Source organism: Pseudomonas sp. C 49-2 (assembly GCF_003970195.1).
GTDB classification, from domain to species: domain Bacteria; phylum Pseudomonadota; class Gammaproteobacteria; order Pseudomonadales; family Pseudomonadaceae; genus Aquipseudomonas; species Aquipseudomonas canadensis.
The window spans coordinates 29,295-47,310 of the sequence record NZ_RXYG01000017.1; the positions used below are offsets into that span (position 1 = coordinate 29,295).

16 protein-coding genes and 4 tRNA genes are annotated in these 18,016 nt (G+C 59.9%); 13 read left to right on the forward strand and 7 right to left on the reverse strand.

All coding sequences use genetic code 11. The features are described 5' to 3' along the window. Nucleotides 1-17: 17 nt before the first annotated feature. From EJ576_RS25680 to EJ576_RS25695, 4 genes are all read left to right on the forward strand, one after another. Nucleotides 18-677 (forward strand): transglutaminase family protein, encoded by a 660-nt coding sequence (locus EJ576_RS25680; protein ID WP_123476221.1) that lies wholly within the window; start codon nt 18-20, stop codon nt 675-677. A gap of 56 nt (nt 678-733) precedes the next feature. Continuing rightward, nucleotides 734-1,351 carry a glutathione S-transferase family protein gene (locus tag EJ576_RS25685; RefSeq protein WP_123476219.1) on the forward strand — a complete coding sequence of 206 codons (618 nt, stop codon included), beginning with the start codon at nt 734-736 and terminating at the stop codon, nt 1,349-1,351. Between the two features lie 134 nt (nt 1,352-1,485). Then, nucleotides 1,486-2,418 (forward strand): ABC transporter ATP-binding protein, encoded by a 933-nt coding sequence (locus EJ576_RS25690; protein WP_123476217.1) that lies wholly within the window; start codon nt 1,486-1,488, stop codon nt 2,416-2,418. Next, nucleotides 2,415-3,194 carry an ABC transporter permease gene (locus EJ576_RS25695; RefSeq protein WP_012723134.1) on the forward strand — a complete coding sequence of 260 codons (780 nt, stop codon included), beginning with the start codon at nt 2,415-2,417 and terminating at the stop codon, nt 3,192-3,194. The genes EJ576_RS25690 and EJ576_RS25695 overlap by 4 nt, the downstream gene beginning before the upstream one ends. Nucleotides 3,195-3,322: 128 nt before the next feature. On the opposite strand, the gene EJ576_RS25700 is transcribed toward EJ576_RS25695, so the two are convergent. After that, a complete protein-coding gene (locus tag EJ576_RS25700) occupies nt 3,323-3,868 on the reverse strand; it encodes a TetR/AcrR family transcriptional regulator (RefSeq protein WP_123476215.1) in 546 nt (181 codons plus the stop codon). A gap of 91 nt (nt 3,869-3,959) precedes the next feature. Here EJ576_RS25700 and EJ576_RS25705 point away from each other — a divergent pair, with 91 nt between their 5' ends. The 4 genes from EJ576_RS25705 (at nt 3,960) to EJ576_RS25720 (ending at nt 8,702) form a co-directional block, all read left to right on the forward strand. Then, complete coding sequence (locus tag EJ576_RS25705; protein ID WP_123476213.1) at nt 3,960-5,153, forward strand: MFS transporter; 1,194 nt, start codon at nt 3,960-3,962, stop codon at nt 5,151-5,153. A 45-nt stretch (nt 5,154-5,198) separates the two neighbouring features. Continuing rightward, nucleotides 5,199-5,510: a cupin domain-containing protein gene (locus tag EJ576_RS25710; protein WP_016979506.1), complete on the forward strand. Its 312-nt coding sequence runs from the start codon at nt 5,199-5,201 to the stop codon at nt 5,508-5,510. A 107-nt stretch (nt 5,511-5,617) separates the two neighbouring features. Continuing rightward, nucleotides 5,618-6,766 carry a TDT family transporter gene (locus tag EJ576_RS25715; RefSeq protein ID WP_123476211.1) on the forward strand — a complete coding sequence of 383 codons (1,149 nt, stop codon included), beginning with the start codon at nt 5,618-5,620 and terminating at the stop codon, nt 6,764-6,766. A 67-nt stretch (nt 6,767-6,833) separates the two neighbouring features. Beyond that, entirely contained in the window at nt 6,834-8,702 is a 1,869-nt protein-coding gene (locus tag EJ576_RS25720; protein ID WP_123476209.1) for an MFS transporter, read from the forward strand. A gap of 102 nt (nt 8,703-8,804) precedes the next feature. On the opposite strand, the gene sugE is transcribed toward EJ576_RS25720, so the two are convergent. The 3 genes from sugE to rdgC all read right to left on the reverse strand — a co-directional run bounded on the left by sugE (nt 8,805) and on the right by rdgC (nt 11,250). Next, nucleotides 8,805-9,119 (reverse strand): quaternary ammonium compound efflux SMR transporter SugE, encoded by a 315-nt coding sequence (sugE, locus tag EJ576_RS25725; protein WP_010211634.1) that lies wholly within the window; start codon nt 9,117-9,119, stop codon nt 8,805-8,807. A 105-nt stretch (nt 9,120-9,224) separates the two neighbouring features. Continuing rightward, nucleotides 9,225-10,190: a bile acid:sodium symporter family protein gene (locus tag EJ576_RS25730; RefSeq protein WP_122725387.1), complete on the reverse strand. Its 966-nt coding sequence runs from the start codon at nt 10,188-10,190 to the stop codon at nt 9,225-9,227. A 139-nt stretch (nt 10,191-10,329) separates the two neighbouring features. Beyond that, nucleotides 10,330-11,250 carry a recombination-associated protein RdgC gene (rdgC, locus tag EJ576_RS25735; RefSeq protein WP_010211632.1) on the reverse strand — a complete coding sequence of 307 codons (921 nt, stop codon included), beginning with the start codon at nt 11,248-11,250 and terminating at the stop codon, nt 10,330-10,332. 159 nt (nt 11,251-11,409) lie between these two features. On the opposite strand from rdgC, the gene EJ576_RS25740 reads away from it, so the two are divergent. Together EJ576_RS25740 and EJ576_RS25745 are read left to right on the forward strand one after the other, a co-directional pair. Next, nucleotides 11,410-11,485: transfer RNA gene (locus EJ576_RS25740), tRNA-Val, on the forward strand. Between the two features lie 19 nt (nt 11,486-11,504). Further along, nucleotides 11,505-11,581 (forward strand) — tRNA-Asp (locus tag EJ576_RS25745). A 142-nt stretch (nt 11,582-11,723) separates the two neighbouring features. Here EJ576_RS25745 and EJ576_RS25750 read toward each other — a convergent pair. From EJ576_RS25750 to EJ576_RS25760, 3 genes are all read right to left on the reverse strand, one after another. Further along, a complete protein-coding gene (locus EJ576_RS25750; RefSeq protein WP_123476207.1) occupies nt 11,724-14,156 on the reverse strand; it encodes a TonB-dependent siderophore receptor in 2,433 nt (810 codons plus the stop codon). A gap of 78 nt (nt 14,157-14,234) precedes the next feature. Then, on the reverse strand, nt 14,235-15,206 hold the full coding sequence (locus tag EJ576_RS25755) for a FecR family protein (protein ID WP_123476205.1): 972 nt from the start codon (nt 15,204-15,206) through the stop codon (nt 14,235-14,237). A gap of 6 nt (nt 15,207-15,212) precedes the next feature. Continuing rightward, nucleotides 15,213-15,731 (reverse strand): sigma-70 family RNA polymerase sigma factor, encoded by a 519-nt coding sequence (locus EJ576_RS25760; protein WP_028615770.1) that lies wholly within the window; start codon nt 15,729-15,731, stop codon nt 15,213-15,215. Between the two features lie 200 nt (nt 15,732-15,931). Here EJ576_RS25760 and EJ576_RS25765 point away from each other — a divergent pair. The 3 genes from EJ576_RS25765 to EJ576_RS25775 all read left to right on the forward strand — a co-directional run bounded on the left by EJ576_RS25765 (nt 15,932) and on the right by EJ576_RS25775 (nt 17,992). Continuing rightward, nucleotides 15,932-16,007: transfer RNA gene (locus EJ576_RS25765), tRNA-Val, on the forward strand. A 19-nt stretch (nt 16,008-16,026) separates the two neighbouring features. After that, a tRNA-Asp gene (locus EJ576_RS25770) sits at nt 16,027-16,103 on the forward strand. Nucleotides 16,104-16,408: 305 nt separating this feature from the next. Further along, complete coding sequence (locus tag EJ576_RS25775; protein WP_122725394.1) at nt 16,409-17,992, forward strand: BCCT family transporter; 1,584 nt, start codon at nt 16,409-16,411, stop codon at nt 17,990-17,992. Nucleotides 17,993-18,016: the final 24 nt, after the last annotated feature.

Here is an 18,016-nt window from a genome sequence, read left to right on the forward strand (position 1 = left end):
CTTCGGAGATAAAGCTCATGGATACCTACCTGAGTCCCAGCCGCTTCATCGATAGTGACCACCCTGCGGTGGTGGAGTTCGCCGAAAAACACCGTGGAACCCGTGCGAACTTAAGTGACCAGGCAGTCAGCCTCTACTACGCCGTGCGTGAGGCGATTCGCTATAACCCCTACACCTTCAGCCGCGACCCAGACACATTAAGTGCCAGCTTCGCCTTGGCCAACGGCGAAAGCTATTGCGTGCCCAAGGCCACCTTGCTCGCCGCCTGTGCGCGCCACTGCGGCATTCCGGCGCGCATCGGCCTGGCGGATGTACGCAATCATTTGTCGACGCCGCGCCTGATCGCCTTGCTCAAGAGTGATGTGTTCGCCATGCACGGTTATACCGAGCTTTACCTCAACGATCGCTGGGTCAAGGCCACGCCTGCGTTCAACCAGCAATTGTGTGATGTATTCGATGTGCCGCCGCTGGACTTCGATGGCATCCACGACAGCGTTTTCCACGCGTTCAACCGCCAGGGCCGGCGTTCGATGGAATATGTGGTAGACCACGGGCAATTTCCTGACGTGCCCGAGGCCTTTTTCTTCACCCATATTCAGCGGTGTTACCCCCACCTGTTTGCCGAGGATTTGCCGCCGTTACTCGGCGACATGCAGAGCGATTTAAGCCGCGCGTGAACCGGCGTATGCTGCTGCGTTCATCAAGCCATGTTCATCAACGATAAGGCGCGGTCATGCTGAAAATCTGGGGTCGTAAAAATTCATCAAACGTCAGGAAGGCACTGTGGTGCGCCGAGGAACTCGGCCTGGACTATGAGGCAATTGATGCGGGCGGGGCTTTTGGTGTGGTCGACACGCCGCAATATCGGGCATTGAACCCCAACGGTCGGGTGCCGATGATCGAAGACGGCGATTTCGTGCTGTGGGAGTCCAATACCATCGTGCGCTACCTCTGCGCCAAGCAGGCGTCCAGTTGGTATCCGACAGAGGTGAAAGCCCGTGCCAACGCGGAAAAGTGGATGGACTGGACCACGTCGACTTTCGCCGAACCGTTCAAGATTGTGTTCTGGGGCGTGCTGCGCACCCCGGCGGAAAAACAGAACTGGGACAACATCCATGCCGGTCGCCAGGCCTGTATCGATGTGCTCAAAACCGTTGATGAAGCGCTGGCTACACAGCCGTATCTGTCGGGCAACGAGATCGGCATGGGCGATATCCCCCTGGGCAGCTTTATCTACGCCTGGTTCGAAATGCCCATCGAACGGCCTGCGATGCCCAATCTAGAGGCCTGGTATGCGCGCCTGCAACAACGTCCGGCCTACCGCAAAGCGGTCATGACTGCGTTGACTTAATACCCACTATTAATACGGGTGACTGTACTTGTGCGGCGCGGGCAAGCACCATGCTTGTCATGCGCCGCCGTTGAACTACCTGGGCTGCGCCCTCATCTACTCTTTCTATTCCCTTCTTTGGTGCGTATTCCGATATGAGTTCCGCTCTGTCCATCCGGCAGCTAACCAAAACCTACGGCAACGGTTTCCAGGCCCTGAGTGGTATCGATCTGGACGTCGCCGAAGGTGACTTCTTCGCCTTGCTCGGTCCTAACGGCGCCGGCAAATCCACCACCATCGGTATCCTCTCGACCCTGGTCAACAAGACCAGCGGCTCGGTGAATATCTTCGGCCACGACCTGGACAAATCCCCGGCGGCGCTCAAGCGCTCCATCGGCGTGGTGCCCCAGGAATTCAACTTCAACCAGTTTGAAAAGACCTTCGACATCGTCGTGACCCAGGCGGGCTATTACGGCATTCCGGCGAAAGTCGCCAAGGAACGCGCCGAGCAGTACTTGACCCAACTGGGCCTTTGGGACAAACGCGACGTGCCTTCGCGTTCGCTGTCCGGCGGCATGAAACGCCGCCTGATGATCGCCCGCGCACTGGTGCATGAGCCGCGCTTGCTGATCCTTGACGAGCCCACTGCCGGCGTGGATATCGAGCTGCGTCGCTCGATGTGGACCTTTCTCACCGAGCTGAACCAGAAGGGCATCACCATCATCCTCACAACCCATTACCTGGAAGAGGCTGAGCAGCTGTGCCGCAACATCGGCATCATCGACCACGGCACCATCGTCGAGAACACCAGCATGCGTAACCTGCTGGGTCAGTTGCATGTGGAAACCTTTTTGCTCGACCTGAAAAACAACCTGTCGGCGCCGCCGCAACTGCTCGGCTACCCGAGCCGCCTGGTGGACAGCCATACCCTGGAAGTGCAGGTGGACAAGGCCATGGGTATCACCGCGTTGTTCACGCAGTTGGCGACCCAGAACATCGAAGTGCTGAGTTTACGTAACAAAACCAATCGCCTTGAGGAGTTGTTCGTGTCCCTGGTGGAGAAAAATCTGGCGAAGGTGGCGGTATGAGTTCCGAACTGCAACCCAACCTCGTCGCGCTGCAAACCATCGTCTATCGCGAAGTGAAGCGTTTTACCCGGATCTGGCCGCAGACCCTGCTGCCGCCGGCAATCACCATGGTCCTGTACTTCGTGATCTTCGGTAACCTGATCGGCCGGCAGATCGGTGACATGGGTGGCTTCACCTACATGGAGTACATCGTGCCGGGCTTGATCATGATGTCGGTGATCACCAACTCCTACGGCAACGTGGTCTCCAGTTTCTTCGGCAGCAAATTCCAACGCTCCATCGAAGAACTGATGGTGTCGCCAGTGTCGCCCCACACCATCCTGATCGGCTACACCCTGGGCGGTGTGCTGCGTGGCTTGATGGTGGGCGTGATCGTGACCCTGCTGTCGCTGTTCTTCACCCACCTGCAGGTGCATCACCTGGGGGTGACCATTTTGGTAGTGGTGCTGACGGCGACGATCTTCTCGCTGCTGGGCTTCATCAACGCCGTATTTGCGCGCAACTTCGATGATATTTCGATCATCCCGACCTTCGTGCTGACGCCGCTGACCTACCTGGGCGGGGTGTTCTACTCCATTACCCTGCTGCCGCCGTTCTGGCAGACCGTGTCGCTGGCCAACCCGGTGCTGCACATGGTCAACGCCTTCCGCTACGGCATCCTGGGGGTGTCGGACATCAAGATCAGCGTGGCGATCACCTTCATGCTGGTGGCGACCGTGGTGCTGTACATCGGCTGTGCGAAGCTGCTGGTGAGTGGGCGCGGAATGCGCACGTAAGCGCTGACCTTAAACGCGGTCAAAATTGTGGGAGGGGGCTTGCCCCCGATGACGGTGGGTCAGTGAATACAGGTACTGGCTGACAATCCGCTATCGGGGGCAAGCCCCCTCCCACATTTATTTAGCCGTTAGGCTTTCAGAGCCAGATCAATCAGTTCATGCAGCTCTTCAACCGGCAACGGTGCGCTGGAAAACAGGCTGCGATACACCGTGGGTGCCGCGATCAGGTTCAGCAGGCGATCCAGGCTTGGCAACACGTCGACGCTGCCCTGATAGCGGTCAAGGACGACCTGTAACTGGCCCATCAAAATCTGGCTGCAATAGTCCCTGGGATGACTGCACTGCACGTCGCGCATCATGTTGCGGCCCAGGTCGGAGCTCATTTCATCCAGGTACTGTTCGCCCCAGGCGCGCAAGTCGCCGCGCAGACTGCCGGTGTTGGCCGGCTCGCTGTCCGGGCGCAGGCGCTCCAACGCCACATCGGCGAGCAGGGCGGCGAGGTCGCCCCAGCGCCGGTAAATGGTGGAGGGCGTGACGCCCGCACGCGCAGCAATCATCGGCACGGTCACGCTGGAGCGCTCATGGGCTTCCAGCAGTTCGCGCGCGGCGTTATGCACTGATTCTTGGACCCGGGCACTGCGGCCTCCCGGGCGAAGGCCTTCTTTAATCGCCATGCCTAAAACCTTAACACAAAGAATTTGCTTTAAGCGCTTTCCAGTAGCACACTCGGCAAAAGCAAAATATTAGCTTTAGCGGAGCGTGCCCATGTCCAATATTCCTTCACACCGTGCCAACCTGGCCTTCCTGGTGATTACGGTGTTGACCTTTCTCGCCGCGTCGAGCGCACCGACGCCGTTGTATCAGGTGTATCAGGACAACCTGCATTTTTCGGCGGCGATGCTGACGGTGATCTTCGGCGTGTATGCCGTGAGCTTGCTGGCGGCGTTGCTCACGGTCGGTTCGCTGTCGGATCACCTGGGGCGCAAGCCAGTAATCTTTACGGCATTGCTGCTGAACAGTATGGCGATGCTGCTGTTTATCAACGCCGACAGCACCGCTTACCTGATCGCCGCCCGCGCGCTGCAAGGTTTTGCGACCGGCATGGCAACGGCGGTGCTGAGCGCGACGCTGCTCGATACCGACCGCTTGCGTGGCCCCATGCTCAATAGCCTGGCGCCGCTGTTGGGCATGGCCAGTGGTGGCCTGGGCAGTGGCTTGTTGGTGGAGTACGCGCCTCGGCCAACCCAGCTGATTTATCTGACGATGCTCGCCTTGATGGTGGGCCAGGCGCTGTACGTGTGGCGCTTGCCGGAGACGGTCAGTCGGATTCCGGGTGCGTTGAAATCCCTGGCGCCGACCCTGCATGTACCCGAACAGGCACGCCGTGCCTTGTGGCTGGCGATGCCGCTGAATGTGGCGGTGTGGGCGCTCGGTGGGTTCTTTTCGTCCCTGGCACCTTCGCTGGTGCGGGCGGCAACCGGTTCGACCTCGCACTTGATCGGCGGTGGGCTGGTGGCCGTGGTTACCTTGAGCGGTGCGGTGATGATCTACAGCCTGCGGGATCGCCCGGCGGACAAGGTCATGTGCCTGTCGGCCGTGCTGTTGGCGGTGGGCGTGGCCTTGCTGCTGGTGGCGGTGCAGAGCGCCAGCCTGCCGCTGTTCTTTGCCGCCAGTGTGATCGCAGGCTTTGGTTTTGGCGGTGGGTTCATGGGCAGTGTCCGCAGCATCGTCGGGCTGGCGTTGCCCCATGAGCGGGCCGGATTGATGTCGGCTTTCTACGTGCTGAGCTACCTGGCGTTCTGCCTGCCGGCGCTGCTGGCGGGTAACTTGAGCCATGTGTATGGCCTGATCGTGACCACGGATGGCTACGGCGCGGTGCTGATCGTGCTGGCCCTGGGTGCCCTGGTCGGTCTGCTGATGCAGGATTCGGCGCGGGTCAGGGCGACGACGGGCGGCTGATGGGTAATAATCGGTGCCTCGTATCCGCCTGACCGAGAGGCAAGCATGAAGATCATCCGCAGCAAGGACTTCACCGGCAGCCGGGCCTGGGAGGCGCTGGATATCGCCAACATGAACGGCATCACCACGCGCCTGCACTGGACCGACCAGCCCTACCGCTGGCACGTCAATGACGGTGAAGAAGTGTTCGTGGTGCTCGACGGTCGGGTGCAGATGCATTATCGCGACAATGGCTTCGAACAGGTGGCGGAACTGGGCGTCGGCGACATCTTCTACGCCAGCGTCGGCACCGAGCACGTGGCTCACCCTCAGGGCCCGGCGCGCATTCTGGTGATCGAAAGCGAAGGCAGCGTTTGACGCTATATTTGTAAAACAGATAACAGATAGAGATATTACCCGTTATATAGATATTCGATCAGGTTCTATCATGTTCTCAACCTCATGCGAGGAAGAGGATTGCCATCATGACCTGCACGAATACCATCAGCTACAAACCCTTCAGTCACTTGACCCGTCCACGGGAAGTGATCCGCCAGTTCACCCCCAACTGGTTTGCCGCCACCATGGGTACCGGCGTGCTGGCGTTGGCCCTGGCGCAACTGCCGGTCAATTTGCCCGGCGTGCACGAGATTGCCGAAGTCTTGTGGTTTTTCACCATCGGCCTGTTTGTGCTGTTCAGCGTGTTGTACGCGGCCCGTTGGGTGATGTTTTTCCATGAGGCGCGGCGGATTTTCGGGCACTCCACGGTGTCGATGTTCTTCGGCACGATTCCCATGGGGCTCGCGACCATTCTCAATGGCCTGCTGTTGTTCGGCCTGCCGCGTTGGGGCAGCGACGTGATACCCCTGGCTGAAGCGCTGTGGTGGCTGGATGTCGCTATGGCCTTGGCCTGCGGCGTGTTGATCCCGTTCATGATGTTCACCCGCCAGGAACACAGCATCGACCAGATGACCGCCGTCTGGCTGCTGCCTGTGGTGGCCGCCGAAGTCGCTGCCGCCAGCGGTGGTTTGCTGGCACCGCACCTGGCGGACGCCCATTCGCAACTGGTGATGCTGGTGACCAGCTACGTGCTGTGGGCGTTTTCCCTGCCGGTGGCGTTCAGCATCCTCACTATCCTGATGCTGCGCATGGCCCTGCATAAACTGCCTCATGCCAATATGGCCGCGTCGAGCTGGCTGGCGTTGGGTCCCATTGGCACTGGGGCGCTGGGCATGCTGCTGCTGGGGGGCGATGCGCCGACGATTTTCGCGGCCAATGGCTTGCCGGGTGTCGGTGAAATGGCCAACGGTCTCGGCCTGGTAGCGGGCATTACGTTGTGGGGGTTCGGCCTGTGGTGGATGTTGATCGCGGTGTTGATCACCCTGCGTTACCTGCGCGCCGGCATCCCGTTCAACCTCGGCTGGTGGGGCTTTACCTTTCCACTGGGTGTGTACGCTCTGGCAACGCTTAAGCTGGCGAGCCTGTTGCACCTGGGGTTCTTCAGCTTTTTTGGTAGCGTGCTGGTGGTGGCATTGGCGGTGATGTGGCTGATTGTGGCCAAGCGCACCGTGCAGGGGGCCTATAAAGGTGAGCTTTTTGTTTCGCCTTGCATTGCAGGACTAGCGAATAAGTAAGCCGGATTAGGTAAAGTCGTGGCCTGAATGCTTTTACAAAAAAACAGGCCACGCAGGAACACGGACGATGAGCCACCCCTCGCAATTCACTTTGCTGCGCACACGGCGTTTCCTGCCGTTTTTCATCACCCAGTTGCTGGGCGCGTTCAATGACAACATCTTCAAGCAATCGCTGATCCTCGCCATTCTCTACAAGCTCACCATTGACGGTGACCGCTCCATTTGGGTCAACCTCTGCGCCTTGCTGTTTATCCTGCCGTTCTTCCTGTTTTCGGCCCTGGCCGGGCAGTTTGGCGAGAAATTCAACAAGGATGCGTTGATCCGCGCGATCAAGATCGGCGAGATCGTGATCATGGCCGTGGGCGCGACGGGCTTCCTCACCAACCACCTGGAGTTGATGCTGCTGGCGCTGTTTGCCATGGGCACCCATTCGGCACTGTTCGGGCCGGTGAAGTATTCGATCATGCCCCAGGCCCTACACGAAGATGAGCTGGTAGGCGGCAACGGCCTGGTGGAGATGGGCACGTTCCTGGCGATCCTGGCCGGGACCATTGGCGCCGGGATCATGATGTCGTCCACCCATTACGCGCCGGTGGTGTCCGTGGCGATCGTCGGCGTGGCGGTGCTGGGTTACCTGGCCAGCCGTAGCATTCCACGGGCGGCGGCGTCGACCCCTGGGTTGCGCCTGAACTGGAACATCTTCAGCGAATCCTGGGCCACCTTGCGTTTGGGCCTGGGGCAGACGCCTGCCGTTTCGCGTTCCATCGTCGGTAACTCCTGGTTCTGGTTTGTCGGCGCGATCTATCTGACGCAGATCCCGGCCTACGCCAAGGAATGGTTGTACGGCGACGAAACTGTGGTGACGCTGATCCTCACCGTGTTCTCGGTGGGTATCGCATTGGGCTCGATGCTCTGCGAAAAACTCTCCGGGCGTAAGGTGGAAATCGGCCTGGTGCCGTTCGGTTCATTCGGCCTGACGGTGTTCGGCCTGCTGCTGTGGTGGCACTCCGGCGGCTTCCCGCAGAACGTGCAGGCCAACGACTGGCTCGCCGTGCTCAGCTATGGCCAGGCGTGGTGGGTGCTGTTCGATATCCTTGGCCTGGGCGTGTTTGGCGGCTTTTATATCGTGCCGCTGTACGCATTGATCCAGTCGCGTACCGCCGAGAACGAGCGTGCACGGGTGATTGCGGCCAACAACATCCTCAACGCACTGTTCATGGTGGTCTCGGCCATCGTCTCGATCCTGCTGCTCAGTGTGGTCAAGCTGTCGATCCCCGAGTTGTTCCTGGTGGTGTCGCTGCTCAACATCGCGGTCAACACCTACATCTTCAAGATCGTCCCCGAGTTCACCATGCGTTTCATGATCTGGCTGCTCAGCCATTCCATGTACCGCGTGGAGCATCGCAACCTGGAGGCAATCCCGGACGAAGGCGCGGCGTTGCTGGTGTGCAACCACGTGTCGTTCGTCGATGCGCTGTTGATCGGCGGCGCGGTGCGTCGGCCGATTCGCTTTGTCACGTACTACAAGATCTACCGTTTGCCGGTGCTGAACTTTATCTTCCGTACCGCCGGGGCGATTCCGATTGCCGGGCGTCACGAAGATATCCAGATCTACGAAAAGGCCTTCACACGGATTGCGCAGTACCTGAAGGACGGCGAGTTGGTGTGCATTTTCCCCGAAGGCAAGCTGACCGCCGATGGCGAGATGAATGAGTTTCGTGGTGGCGTGACGCGGATTCTGGAAGAGACGGCGGTGCCGGTGATTCCGATGGCGTTGCAGGGGTTGTGGGGGAGTTTCTTCAGTCGGGATCCGAAGAAGGGCTTCTTCCATCGCATCTGGTCGCGGGTGGTGTTGGTGGCGGGTGAGCCGGTGGCGGGGCCGACGCCTGCGAGGTTGCAGGAGGTGGTAGGCGGGTTGCGGGGGAATGTCAGGTAGTTTTGGTTTTGGCGGTACCGGCCTCATCGGGGGCAAGCCCCCTCCCACACTTGGAATGCATTCCAATGTGGGAGGGGGCTTGCCCCCGATGAGGGTAGTGGCTCAGGTGCTGATTTTCAGGCCGATCAACCCGCAAATAATCAGCGCCACACTGGCCAATCGGAACAACGCCATGGACTCCCCAAACAGGATGATCCCGGCAATCACGGTGCCCACGGCGCCCACGCCGGTCCAGATGGCATAGGCCGTGCCCAGCGGCAGTTCCTTCATGGCCAGCCCCAGCAGGCCGAGGCTGACGGCCATGGCGGCAATCGTCAAAGCCGTGGGCAGCGGCTTGCTGAAACCGTCGGTGTACTTCAGGCCGACGGCCCAGCCAACTTCAAACAGACCTGCGAAAAACAGAATGATCCAGGACATGATGACCCCCTAACGTTAGGTGGGGTCGTCCCCGGATTAGGCGCTTGCAGCGTCGCGGGGTCGTCCCCGCGAAGCTCGGTAGAGTGCCGAAAAGTGCTCGGCTGATCAAGTTTGCGGGGTGTTCTCCAGCACGCGGCGGTCTTCCTTTTCGCTCATGCGGCGGAAGTAGGTCGACAGCAACGCCCCGGAAATATTGTGCCAGACGCTGAACAGCGCACTCGGCACCGCCGCCAACGGCGAAAAGTGCGCGCTGGCCAAGGCGGCGCCCAGCCCGGAGTTCTGCATGCCCACTTCCAGCGCCAGTGACTTGCGCTGTGCCAACGGCAACTTGAACACGCGGCCGGTGAAGTAACCCAGTAGGTAACCAAAGCTGTTATGCAGCATCACCACCGCCATGATCAACAGGCCCGACTCGGCAATCTTCGCCTGGCTCGCCGCCACCACCGCCGCGACGATGATCACGATGCTCACCACTGACACCAGTGGCAAAACATCCACCGCATGGCGAACCCGCTCACCGAGTACACGTTGCGCCAGTACGCCGAGCACGATCGGCAGCAGCACCACTTGCAGGATCGACCAGAACAGCTCCATGAACGACACCGGCAGCCAGGCCGACGCCAGCAGCCAGATCAGCGCCGGGGTGAGCAGCGGGGCGAGGAGGGTGGTGACAGCGGCGATGGCCACCGACAACGCCAGGTCGCCACGGGCCAACCAGGTCATCACGTTGGACGAGGTACCGCTTGGGCAGCAACCGACCAGGATCACACCGACGGCGATTTCCGGCGGCAGGTGGAAAGCCTGGCATAGCAACCAGGCCACGCCCGGCATGATCACAAAGTGCGCGACCACGCCCAGGGCCACACGCCAGGGGTGGCGAGCGACTTCGGCGAAGTCATCAATCTTGAGGGTCAGCCCCATGCCGAACATCACCAGGCCCAGCAACGGGACGATGGCGCTTTTCAGGCCGATGAACCAGTTGGGTTCGAGGAAGGCGACGACGGCGAAGATCAATACCCAGTAGGCGAAGGTATTGCCGACGAAGCGGCTCAAGGCGGCGAGTGCGCGCATGGGGATGTCCTTTGTTGTTGGATTCGATCAAATGTGGAAGGGGGCTTGCCCCCGATTGCAGTCTGTCAGTCAGAGGTGTTTTAACTGACAGAACGCTATCGGGGGCAAGCCCCCTCCCACATTTTATTCTTTGTATGGCTTAGATGCCCTGCGGGGTCTCTTCACCACCCAGTGCTTCAACCAGCGCCGGGATGAAATCCCCGAACGTCAGCATCATCAGGGTAAAGCTCGCATCCAGTTGACCCAGGGCCTCGTCGCCGCCGTCCTGTTCCGCCTGGTCTTGCAGCAGGTCTTCGAACTTCAGGCGCTTGACGGTCATTTTGTCGTCGAGCATGAAGGACAGCTTGTCCTGCCAGGCCAGGGACAGTTGGGTCACGACTTTGCCGGTGGTCAGGTGCAGTTGGATCTCTTCGCCGGTCAGGTCCTGGCGCTTGCAGCGCACGATGCCGCCGTCTTCGTGGGTGTCGCGCAGTTCGCATTCGTCGAGGACGAAGAAGTCATCGGCCGGCTTCTGGGTGGTGACCCAGTCGGTCATGATTGCGGTTGGCGCGGTTTTCACCGTGAGCGGGCGAACTGGCAGGGTGCCGATCACTTCACGCAGGGTCGACAGCAGGTCTTCAGCGCGTTTCGGGCTTGCCGAGTTGACCAGGATCAGGCCCTGTTTCGGCGCGATGGCGGCGAAGGTGGAGGAGCGACGGATAAAGGCGCGTGGCAGGAAGGCCTGGATGATTTCATCCTTGATCTGATCGCGTTCCTTTTTATAGACCTTGCGCATCTGCTCGGCCTCGATTTCTTCGACTTTCTCTTTCAGTGCGTCACGCACCACGCTGCCCGGCAGGATGCGTTCTTCCTTGCGCGCAGCGATCAGCAGGAAATCACCGCTGACGTGAACCAGGGGAGCGTCTTCACCTTTACCAAAAGGCGCGACGAAACCATAAGTGGTCAATTCCTGGCTCGCGCAAGGGCGCGCCAGTTTGGTGGCCATGGCCGCTTCCAACGCCTCGGCATCAACAGGCAGATCTTGGGTCAGGCGATAGATAAGCAGGTTCTTGAACCACATGGGGTGAGTCTCTCCTTTATACAAAGGGGGGCATTATTCTCTTGATAACGTCCCAGGCCAACCCTGCCTAAGCCATTGGAAGCTATCAAAAAAAAGATTTCAGAAAGTGCTTGCCAGACTTAAGGTCGCTCCGTAGAATGCGCGCCACACCGAAACGAAGGGTGATTAGCTCAGCTGGGAGAGCGTCTGCCTTACAAGCAGAATGTCGGCGGTTCGATCCCGTCATCACCCACCATTCGCTTCATGTGTTACGCGCAGCGGTAGTTCAGTCGGTTAGAATACCGGCCTGTCACGCCGGGGGTCGCGGGTTCGAGTCCCGTCCGCTGCGCCATATTCGGTAACCTGGAACACTGAACGCCAGGTCACCACAGGAAGCCCGCTCAATGAGCGGGCTTTTTGCTATCTGGGGTTTGCAAAACCCAAAAAACGCCGCCGATCATTTCCGATGATCGGCGGCGTTTTTTATGGGGCAATCAGAAATCCCAGCGAGTGGTGACCATGAAGTTGCGCGGCTCACCGTAAGCGGCCGAGTTATAGAAGCCGATGTTGGTGTAGTAGTGCTTGTCGAAGATATTGTTGACGTTCAGCGTCGCCGACAGGTTTTTGCTGACCTGATACTTGGTCATCAGATCCACCAGCCAATAAGCATCCTGGGAAAACTCTTCATACCCACCCTTCGGTGAGTTGTAGATGTCCTGCCAACCCACGCTTTGCCAACGCACACCACCGCCGAGGGTCAGTTTGTCCAGGTTGCCCTTGAGTTTGTAGGTGGTGAACAGCTTGACCTGGTCTTCGGGTTCGAAGGTGGAAATCTTCACGTCCTTGTCGTCGCGCACCACCTTGTGGGTGTAGCCGGCCTGGAGTTGCCAGCCGGGGGCAATCTCGCCGGACATCTCCAGTTCATAACCCTTGGTGACGGCCTTGCTGCTTTTATAGGCGTAGTTGTTCGGGATCGGTGTCTGGTTATTGTATTCGTCGTCGGAGAGTGCACGATTGGACTCGCGGATTTCAAAGTACGCCGCGCTGGCGTTCAGCCGTCCGTCGAGGAAGTCGGCTTTCACGCCCAGTTCCCAGTTCTGGCCTTCATCCGGTTCCAGCAACTTGTTGTCGCGATCGCGGTTGTAGTTTTCCTGCGGCATGAAGATATCGGTGTAGCTGGCGTAGACCGCGTACGTGTCGTTGAGGTCGTAGACGGCGCCGATGTACGGGACGAAACGCCCGGACTCGCGGTAGTTGGGGTTGTAGCCCGTGACCTGATAATTGACCACGCGACCGCCCAGCAGCAGCTTGAGGTCATCGGCGAGGTTCAGTCGCGTGGTCACGTAGGCACCGGTCTGGCGCACGGTGTCATCGGTAAGCGATTGCGCCTTGCCCCAGTCCGGTATCGTGGCGTGGCCATGCCAGTTATTGAAGTCGACGATATTGGGGGAGAGGTTCCAGTAGCCTTTGCCTTTCCATTCCGAGGCGCTGATCGAGCCGCCCAGCACCAGTTCATGCTCGCGACCGCCGAGGCTGAACGGGCCGCTGACGTACAGGTCGGCGGAATCGCTGACGGTTTCCCCGGTGTACTTGCCCGAGGTGAGTTGCGCGGTGCCATCCGGCTGCGGTTGGTCGCCCTGGATCGAGCCCATCAGCGCGTGATAGCCGTTGATCTTGTGATCCAGTTGCAGCTTGGTGACCCAGCCATTGCCCAGGTCGTGTTCGAGCATGGCGAATACGGTGCGGGTGTACTGCTCCCAACTGCTCCAGTCCGCGGCGTTGTTGAACGAGCGCTTGACACTGTTGCGGTCGCCCTTGGAGTTGATCAGCGGGAAACTGCCCGACCACGATGAGCCCTTCGGCAAGGTGTCCTGGTAATCGCCGCCTACGGTCAGCAGCGTATCGGGTGACAGGTCGAACTCCATGATGCCGTAGTACGTCGGGCTCTTGCGCGAGTAGTGGTCCATGAACGAATGCTTGTCCTGATAGGCCGCCACGGCGCGGCCACGCACGTTGCCGCTTTCGGTCATGGGGCCGCTGACATCCAGCTCGCTGCGGTAGTTGTCCCACGAACCGGCGCCGAGGGTCGCGTGGCCCTGGAAGTCTGCGGTGGGTTTCTTGCGCACCAGGTTGATCGTCGCGCCCAGCGAGCCTGCGCCTGTGAGCAGGCCGGTGGCGCCCTTGAGCACTTCGACACGGTCATAGATCGCCATGTCGCTCAGCGTGTTGCCCGCCGAGTAAGCGACGTTGCGTGCGGTCGAGGGGATGCCGTCGTATTGGAAGTTATTGATGGAAAAACCCCGGGCGTAGTAGTTGGTACGCTCGGTGTCGAAGGCCGAAACGGTGATGCCGGGCGTGTGGCGCATCACGTCGTCGACGTTGTTCAGGCCGAAGTCATCCATGTGCTGACGGGTGACAACGCTCACGGACTGCGGGGTTTCCTTGGGCGTCAGCACCAGGCGCGTGGAGGTCGCGATAGTGCCGGGTGTGTAGGAACCGGTGCCTTCGGTGACGTTGCCCAGCTGGTTGGCGGTGACGGCGGTCGGGCTCAGTTCCATGGTGCCGTTGCCGGCGATGGGGGCGGATTGCAGGGCGTATCCCTGGACGCCTTTCACGGCGCGGTAGCCGCTGCCTTCCAGCAACCTGTCAAACCCGTCCTGAATCCCGTAATTGCCTTTCAAGCCCGGGCCTTTGAGGCCCTCCAGTTCGTGGGACTGGAACACGATGGCCACACCGGCCTGCTGGGCGAAGCGGTTGAGCGAACTGCCCAGCGGTCCGACGGGGATGTCATAGGACTGGGCGGCGACGCTGACGGCGTCCGCCTGGGCCAGGCCGATGTTCAAGGTGCCGGCAGTGAACAGGGCCAAGGAAAGCGGTGCACTTTTCAGTAGCCGAAAGCGTCCGCGGGGGTAGGAAGGGGTGTGCATGGTGAAGGCAGTCCTTTATGTGTCGAATTACCTTCCTTGACGGGCAACCTCGAAAAAACCGGAAGCAAATGCGAATAATTATTTATTGGATGCTGGCTCGGGGCCAACCACGATCAGCCATGGAGTGTAGGACTGCACCCGGATCGGCAGCGTTTGCGCGAGTAATTGCAAAGCCTGGTCGCTGTCGTCCAGGGGGATCACGGCAGACACGCGCAGGCTTTGCAGTGCGGCGCGATCAAACTGCACGCGGCCGCTGCGGTGCCGGGCGATTTCGTCGAGCACGTCGGGCAAGGGTTGGTTCTCCACCACCAATTGATGGCGGCGCCAGGCTTCGTTGATGCTGCTCGGCTCAACAGTGCCGGCCAGGCGCACTTGGTTCGCGTGCATCAGGGCTCGCGACCCTGCCTCGACTTCCAGTGTCTGCTGGCCGTTCGCGCTTTGTGCCGCCACGCGAGAGTGGAGCATGCTCAGCACCGTGACATCACCTTCGCGCTTGACCACAAACCGTGTGCCCAGTGCACGCAGGGTGCCTTGGGGCGTCTGCACGACAAACGGCCGGGTGCTGTCGTGGGCGACTTCCACCAGGATTTCACCTTGCAACAGTTCGATACGGCGCTGCTGGCTATCAAAGTGCAAGTTCGCTGCGCTGATGCCATTGAGGGTCAGTGTTGAACCGTCCGCCAGTTGCAGGGTTTGCCATTGGCTCGGGCCATTTCGTACATCGGCCATCCACTGCCGCGGATAGGGGCTGATCAACAAGGCCGCTGCTGGGATCGCCAGGCTGCACGCCAATACCAGCGCGCGCAGGGCGTGCTTGCGGCGACGGGTTTTCGGCTGAGCAAAGGCCGCATTCAATGCGGCGCGGGCAGGGGCTTTTTTACCGCGCAGGGCCTGCATGCGCGAAACCATGGTTTCCATGCGTGCGGCGGCTGCAGCGTGATGCGGGCCTTGTTGCTTCCAGCGCTCGAACGCCTGCTGCTGGGCCTCGTCCCATTCGCCGTCGTGCAGGCGCAGCATCCATTCGGCGGCTTGTTCTTCGACGTCCGACATGCTCGATCAGGTGTCCATGCTGTGGCTGCAATGCATAAGCGCCTGGATCAGGTACTTGCGCACGGTGCGTTCCGACAACTTGAGCTGCCGGGCGATCTGTTGCTGGGTCATGTCTTCGAGGTAATACAGCACGAAGGCCTGGCGCGAGTATTCGTGCATGCCTTCCAGGATAAAGGCGATCTGTTCGAGGGCTTCGAGGGTGGTGTGGATTTGCTCCGGGGATTGGAACCCTTCGAGCGTGTCCACCGTCAGCGCCAATTCCTGCAGGTAAGCCTGTTCAATCTGCTTGCGCCGCGCCTGGTCAATGAGCAAGCGCCGGGCGGTGGTGCTCAGGTACGCGCGGGGTTCGCGAATGCCGGCGACGGATTCACGCGCGTTCAAGATGCGTGCAAATGTGTCCTGCGCCAGGTCGGCGGCATTCTGTCGACAGCCCAGCTTGCGTCTTAGCCAAGTGAGCAGCCAGCCATGATGCTCGCTGTAGAGCTGGGTAATTTCCCGTTGGAAGGGCGGTTCACCCGCAGACATAGGCGTGGCTCAGGTGTTATTGAGAATGGTTTTTAATTGTGCGGCCAAGGGGCGGGTAAACGCAATAGACTCGCGTTTGAAGGCGTAGAAGCCCGTTTTTGCTGGGTTTTGTCGTACCTGAGAAAATATTTCAAATAAATTGCATTTAAATCAAGACATTGCGGATTTTTGGTGTATGATGCCGCCCACACCGAAACGAAGGGTGATTAGCTCAGCTGGGAGAGCGTCTGCCTTACAAGCAGAATGTCGGCGGTTCGATCCCGTCATCACCCACCATTCGTTTTACGTGTTACGCGCAGCGGTAGTTCAGTCGGTTAGAATACCGGCCTGTCACGCCGGGGGTCGCGGGTTCGAGTCCCGTCCGCTGCGCCATATTCGGTAACCTGGAACACTGAACGCCAGGTCACCACAAGAAGCCCGCTCATTGAGCGGGCTTTTTTTCGTCTGCGATTTCTTCTTCTTATGCCCTGCCAGTGTGCACTGCTTATTCGTCCTGAACTGTACGGGTGCGCCATGACGTGAGGGAATACCCCCATGCTCATTGGTTGATTGCGCCGTCGGACGCTTAAACGTTTATCTATAGCCACGCGAAGACTTCCAGGCGAGTGACCGGCAGCAGGATGCTGCGGGGGCTCGCTCTCCAACATAAAAATAGTCTGCAAGGGGAATGGCTCTCTATGAAATATCCACTGCGTCCGTTGGTGTTCTGGCCAACGTTCCTGATCCTGCTGGCGGCGGTGATCGCCAGCTACGTCGACCTGAATGCGTTCCTTGCGGTCAGCAAACAGCTCAACAACCTGATCCTGAAAAACTTCTCATGGCTGTTCAGTGCCGGCTCGTTCGCCATGGTGGTGCTGACCGCTGTCGTCTACTTCTCTGCACTGGGCAAGGTGCGTATCGGCGGTGAAGATGCCCAGCCTCTGCTGAGCAAATGGCGCTGGTTCATGGTGGCGCTGTGCACCACCCTGGCGGTGGGCGTGCTGTTCTGGACCACCGCCGAACCGCTTTACCACCTGTACGGCCCACCCACCAGCCTGCCGATCGAGGCGGGCAGTTCGGCGGCGAAGAGCTTTGCCATGTCGACGATGTTCCTGCACTGGACCATCACGCCTTACGCCATCTACCTGGTGCCCTCGTTGGTGTTTGCGTTGGTGTTCTACAACCGTCGCAGCAATTTCTCCATCGGCGCCATGCTTGAACCGTTGCTGGGCGAAGCGCGGGTCCGGCGCTATGCCGGGCTGATCGACACCCTGGCGATGTTCGCCTTGGTGGCCGGCATGGCCTCGTCCCTGGGCACCGGCGCGTTGACCCTGGCCGGCGGCCTGGCCCAGTACATCGGCGGTGAAACCACGCCGTTTCGCCTGGCCATCATCATTGCGATCATCGTCATCACCTTTGTCGCCTCGGCCGCCAGCGGTCTACAGAAAGGCATTGTGATGCTGTCCTCGTTCAACACCTGGATCATGCTGGCCCTGGGGCTGTTTGTGCTGCTGTGCGGGCCGACCCTGTACATGTTCAGCCTCGGCGTCGAGTCCTTGGGCGTGTACCTCGACACCTTCTTCAGCCGCAGCCTGTTCACCGGCGCCGCCAGTGGCGACACCTGGCCGCACAGTTGGACAGTGTTCTACTGGTCGGTGTGGTTTGCCTGGGCGCCGGTCAGCGCGTTGTTCCTCGGCAAGATCGGCCGCGGCTACACGGTGCGTGAATTCATCCATATCAACATGCTCTACCCGGCGTTGTTCACGGCGTTGTGGATCTGCATCTTCTCCGGCACCAGCCTGTACTTCGATGCGCTGGGCGACGGCAGCCTCAACCGTGTGCTGAACGAGCAGGGCGTGGAACACGTGCTGTACCAGATGTTCCAGCAACTGCCGGCCAGCGGCGTGATGATCGCGTTCTTGCTGTTCGTCGCGTTCATCTCTTTTGTCACTGCCGCGGACTCCAGCACCGACGTTATCGCCAACCTGTGCAGCAAAGGCGTGACGGCCGATTCTGACCTGGACGGCAACCCGCTGCTGAAGATTGTCTGGGGCCTGATCATCGGCTCGGTATCGTGGGTGATGGTCGCGTTTGTCGGCATCGACGGGGTGAAGATGCTCTCCAACCTCGGCGGTCTGCCCGGCATGATCCTGGTGTTGCTGGCCAGTACCTCGCTGATCTTCTGGTTGAAAAATCCCGCATTGCTGGATGTGAAACGCCTTCAGCGGACCCCCGAGACGGAACTGCGCGGCGCCAGCCCGGTGCCGGATTTCGCCCGCTGATCGATTGAATCGCTGTAGGAGTTA